The sequence below is a fragment of the Kitasatospora sp. NE20-6 genome (genome assembly GCF_045862635.1).
This window is the reverse complement of the sequence record NZ_BPRL01000171.1, coordinates 1-1,132: the sequence shown is the minus strand read 5'-3', so window position 1 is coordinate 1,132 and position 1,132 is coordinate 1. Positions and strand designations below refer to the sequence as shown.

1 protein-coding gene is annotated in these 1,132 nt (G+C 71.7%); it reads left to right on the top strand.

Features of this window, described 5'->3' with window-relative positions; genetic code table 11:
- The coding region (gene efeO, locus SNE206_RS40025) for an iron uptake system protein EfeO (RefSeq protein WP_407918512.1) at positions 1–1,065 on the top strand (1,065 nt) is incomplete at its 5' end.
- Positions 1,066–1,132: the final 67 nt, after the last annotated feature.

Sequence of the window (1,132 nt, the reverse complement as noted above, 5' to 3'; positions counted from 1 at the left end):
AAGGACGAGGCCGCCTCGGCCGACGCGGTCCAGGTGAACGCCACGGACACCGCCTGCGAGGTGTCGCGGACGACCTTCCCGGCCGGCGCCGTCGAGTTCGCCGTGCACAACAAGGGCTCCAAGAGCACCGAGGTCTACGTCTACGCCGCCGGCGACAAGATCGTCACCGAGCGCGAGAACATCGGCCCCGGCACCAGGGTCACCATCCACGCCGAGATCAAGGCCGGCGCGTACGAGATCGCCTGCAAGCCCGGCATGACCGGCGACGGCATCCGGCAGAAGATCACCGTCACCGGCACGGGCGACGCCGCCGCCCCCAAGGCCGACGCCCGGCTGGAGGCCGCGGTCGCCGCCTACCGGACCTACGCGCAGGAGCAGGCCGACGCGACGATCCCGGTCGTCGAGCAGTTCGCCGCCGCGATCAGGGCCGGCGACACGGAGAAGGCCAAGTCGCTGTTCGCGCCGTCCCGCGTGGGCTGGGAGCGCACCGAGCCGATCGCCGAGAGCTTCGGCGACATCGACCCGAAGACCGACGTCCGCGAGGACGGCCTGGAGGCCGGCCAGACCTGGACGGGCTGGCACCGCCTGGAGAAGTCCCTCTTCGCCGACAACCGGATCGGCGACGAGGAGAAGACCCTCGCCGACCAGCTGGTCACCGACCTGAAGGACTGGCAGAAGCGCGTCCCGGCCGCGGAGATCACCCCGACCTCCATGGCCAACGGCGCCAAGGAACTCCTCGACGAGGTCGCCACCGGCAAGGTCACCGGCGAGGAGGACCGCTACTCGCACACCGACCTGTCGGACTTCGCGGGCAACGTCGAGGGCGCCCAGAAGGCCTACGAGCTGCTGAAGCCCGTCGTCGCGGAGAAGGACGCCGCACTGGCCGCCACCCTGGACACCGAGTTCGCCGCGATCAGGGCCCTGCTCGCCAAGTACAAGCAGGCCGACGGCGCCTACACCTCGTACGACAAGGTCGGCGAGCCGGAGCGCAAGGTCTTCGCGACCGCGGTGAACGCCCTGGGCGAGCCGCTGTCGAAGCTGGCCGCCGCGGTCGTCGCCAAGTAACCGGCACCCCGCACCCGCCACCCGCGCCCCGCCGTGGCGGCCCCACCCGGCCGCCACGGCTCCCGCA